We start from the raw sequence: 3,094 nt of genomic DNA on the forward strand, positions 1-3,094 counted from the left end.
CCCGCCAGCCCGACCAGCGGCACCGCGATGCGGTCGCGCACCGGCGCCAGCTCGCGCAGCACGTCCGCGTCCACGAACAGCAGCCGGGCATCGGAATCGGCCACCATGCCGGCCAGGCTGGCCGGCGTCGAGGACGGCGCCAGCGGCACCAGCGCCACGCCCGCGCGCAGGCCGCCGACCAGCAGCGCCGCGTACTCGATCGAAGCCGCCGCGCAGATCGCCAGCGCCGCGCCGGGCCGCAGGCCGTCGCGCTGCAAGGCGCTGGCCACCTGGTCGGCCAGCGCGTCGAATCCGGCGTAGGTCAGCGTGCGGCGGCTGTCGATCACCGCCACGTGCGCGGGCCGCTCGGCGGCGTGCAGCCGCACGCAGTCGGCCAGGTTGCCGACCGGCTGCGCGAGAAGTTCTGTGATGCCCATGAGAAGTCCTGTCTCCATTGGATGCCGCGATCGGCCGCGGCGGCACGGGGCCGCGGCGGCTTTCGCGAACGGATTCATGTCGTCGAACGGGCAAGGGGCCGCGCCGTTCGTCCGTGCGTCCGCCCGGCTGCGGCGGACCCGCGGGATTCTCGCATGGGCGCGGCGTTATATTTTTGGGGCTGCGGAGACGGCAAGGCCCCGGGGCAAACCCGGGGCCTTCTCGCGGGAACGCTCAGGCCGGCGGAAAACCCGCCTTCTGCGGCCACAGGTTGGCGAAGGCGTGGATGGTGGACTGCCCGTACACGCCGGCCCGCGTGAACGGCTCGGCCGCCAGCCACGCGCGCGCCTCCGCCTGCGAGGGAAAGTCGATCACCAGCAGGCTGCCGACCATCGTCTGGCCGTCGTCGCCGAGCAGCGGGCCGGCGAAGGCGATGCTGTCCGCCTTGGCGCCCAGATAGGCCTTGTGCTCGGGACGCACCCTGGCGCGCAGTTCGCCGGTGCCGGGCTTGTCGAGCAGATGAAATACGAACAGCATGGGATGACCTCCGCCTGGATGGGTTGGATAAGGTTGCGGCCGGCGCCGGGTCGAGGATGAAATCGATCTCGAGGCTGGCGGAAGCAGCGGCGGGCGCTACGCCGCCAGCCACCCGTCCAGCAGCGCGTTGACCTCCGCGGGCGCCTCGTACTGGACCCAGTGCCCGGCCCCGGGCACGATGCGCACCTGCCGCCGCGCGCTGCCCTGCGTCATGGCCTGGCCCGCCGGCACCGGGTCGGCCGTCACGTCATGCTCGCCCCAGGCCAGCAGCACGTCGCCGCCGAAGGTGTCGAGCGCCTCGCGCAGGCCGCCCGCGCGCGAGATCGGCTTGCTGCGAAAGCGCGTGTGGCGGCAGGACACGGTATGCGCGTGCAAGGCCACGGCGTCGATCTTGTCCGGGTCGGCGATCATGAACGCGGCGAGGTTGTGGCGCATGGCCTGCGCCAGCGCGGCGTCGTCCGGCGCGCGGCGCCAGTCCACCAGCGCCTGCTGCTGGCGGCGCGCGCCGCCGTGCCCGCCCGGGCCGAGCAGCGCCAGCCGGTTCACGCCGACGCGCGCGGCGGCCACGTGCGCCGCCACCAGCCCGCCGAACGAGAAGCCGGCGAGGTCGAAGCCGTCCGCGCAGCCCGGCAACTGGCCGGCCGCCGCGGCCAGCGCGCCGACGATCGCCGGCAGCTCGCTGGGCACGTCGCCGGATTCGCCGAAGCCCGGCATGTCCGGCGCCCAGACGGTGCGCCGCGCGGCCAGCGCCTCGATATTGCGCAGCCAGTGCAGCCAACTGCCGTGCCCGCCGTGCAGCAGCACCAGCGGGCGGCCCTGGCCGAAGCCGCGCCACGCCACGCGACAGCCGCCGGCCTCGGTGACGACGCGCCGGGCCTGGCGCTCGAGCGCCGCGATGGCAAGCGAGGCGGCCGCGGCGGCCTCGGCGGATGGAAGGGAAAGATCGGGAACCGTGCCTTGCATGGCGAGCCTGCGGAAAAAAGCGCTGAACGAGCGACGAACGAACCAGGAATATCCGCCGGCACGGGCGGCCGGCGAGCCAGGCGGCAGTGTAGCGCCATGTGCCGCCAGGCCGCGCGGTTGCGTCGAAGATGCCCGGACTTGCGCCAATGGCGCCGGACCAACACCCAACCGAAGAGGGGATTGGATTCTCGCGAGCGGGCAGGCGCAACGGTTCGCGGGCCGCGCGGTCGATGCCGGCGCGGCCATGTGGCGCAATTTCATCATGGCGCCCGGCAGCGCCGATAGAATACCGCCCCGGAACGCCGCCTGCCCACCGCTTCGCCTGCTGGGCCGGATGGCTTCCGGGCCGAAGCCCCGTCCGGGACTGCCGGCCCAGCAGGGTCACTGCGCCACCCGGCGCGCCAAACACCAACACGGCAAGAACACAGACGTCCGGCCCTCGATCGCCGGGCGCGCAGCCAATCGGGAAACCAGGGGAATATCATGAAGCAAGCCAGGACACGTTCGATCTATCTGTCGGTCATCGCAGCCGCGGTGCTGAGCGCCTGCGGCGGCGGCGACGACGGCGCCCAGTCCGCGGGCGCCTCCGCCGGCACCGCGCCGCCGCCGGCCACCATCTCGGGCGTGGCCGCCACCGGCGCGCCCATCGCCAATGCCGTGGTCGACATCCGGTGCGCGGCCGGCACGGCCACCGCCACCACCTCCGCCACCGGCGCATGGAGCGTCTCGGCGGCTGGCCTGGCCCTGCCCTGCCCTGCGCGGCGCGCGTGACCGGTCCGAGCGGCGTGCTGCACACGCTCATCACCGGACCCGGCACCACCAACATCACGCCCATCACCGAACTGGTGGTGGCGAGCGCCACCGAGAACCCGGACACCGAAGCCTTCTTCAACACCTTCTCCACGACCTCGGGCAACGCCGCCATCAACCGCCTGCCGACCGCGCTGACGCTGACCAGGCAGCGGCTGGCCAACCTCGGCGTCTCGGTGGACACGCTCAACCTGATGAACCAGGCGTTCCAGCCCCAGGCCGGCGACGCCTACGACGACAAGCTCGAAGCGCTGATCGTGCGCCTGAAGGCCACCAACGCCACGCTGACCACGGTGGCGCAGGACCTCGCCCGCGGCGACGTGGGCGCACCGGGCGCGCAAGGCGCGACCGGGGCCACCGGCGCGGCGGG

The 3,094-nt window shown here is 73.4% G+C and carries 4 protein-coding genes and 1 pseudogene; 2 read left to right on the plus strand and 3 right to left on the minus strand.

Annotated elements, in window-relative coordinates:
• The 3 genes from K206_RS37610 to K206_RS0106005 form a co-directional block, all read right to left on the minus strand.
• Positions 1 to 416: AMP-binding protein (locus K206_RS37610; RefSeq protein ID WP_043365606.1), on the minus strand; the 416-nt coding region annotated here is incomplete at its 3' end.
• A gap of 232 nt (positions 417 to 648) precedes the next feature.
• Positions 649 to 951, minus strand: a complete 303-nt coding sequence (locus K206_RS0106000; RefSeq protein ID WP_020201508.1) for a YciI family protein — start codon at positions 949 to 951, stop codon at positions 649 to 651.
• A 96-nt stretch (positions 952 to 1,047) separates the two neighbouring features.
• A complete protein-coding gene (locus tag K206_RS0106005; RefSeq protein WP_020201509.1) occupies positions 1,048 to 1,914 on the minus strand; it encodes an alpha/beta fold hydrolase in 867 nt (288 codons plus the stop codon).
• A 483-nt stretch (positions 1,915 to 2,397) separates the two neighbouring features.
• Here K206_RS0106005 and K206_RS40790 point away from each other — a divergent pair, with 483 nt between their 5' ends.
• Both K206_RS40790 and K206_RS40795 read left to right on the plus strand, forming a co-directional pair.
• Positions 2,398 to 2,685: a hypothetical protein gene (locus K206_RS40790; RefSeq protein WP_029043286.1), complete on the plus strand. Its 288-nt coding sequence runs from the start codon at positions 2,398 to 2,400 to the stop codon at positions 2,683 to 2,685.
• A pseudogene (locus tag K206_RS40795) lies at positions 2,682 to 3,094 on the plus strand (tail fiber protein); the annotation flags it as partial. The gene K206_RS40790 and the pseudogene K206_RS40795, both read left to right, overlap by 4 nt.

The organism is Cupriavidus sp. WS, assembly GCF_000395345.1.
In the GTDB taxonomy this organism is placed as follows: Bacteria; Pseudomonadota; Gammaproteobacteria; order Burkholderiales; family Burkholderiaceae; genus Cupriavidus; species Cupriavidus basilensis_B.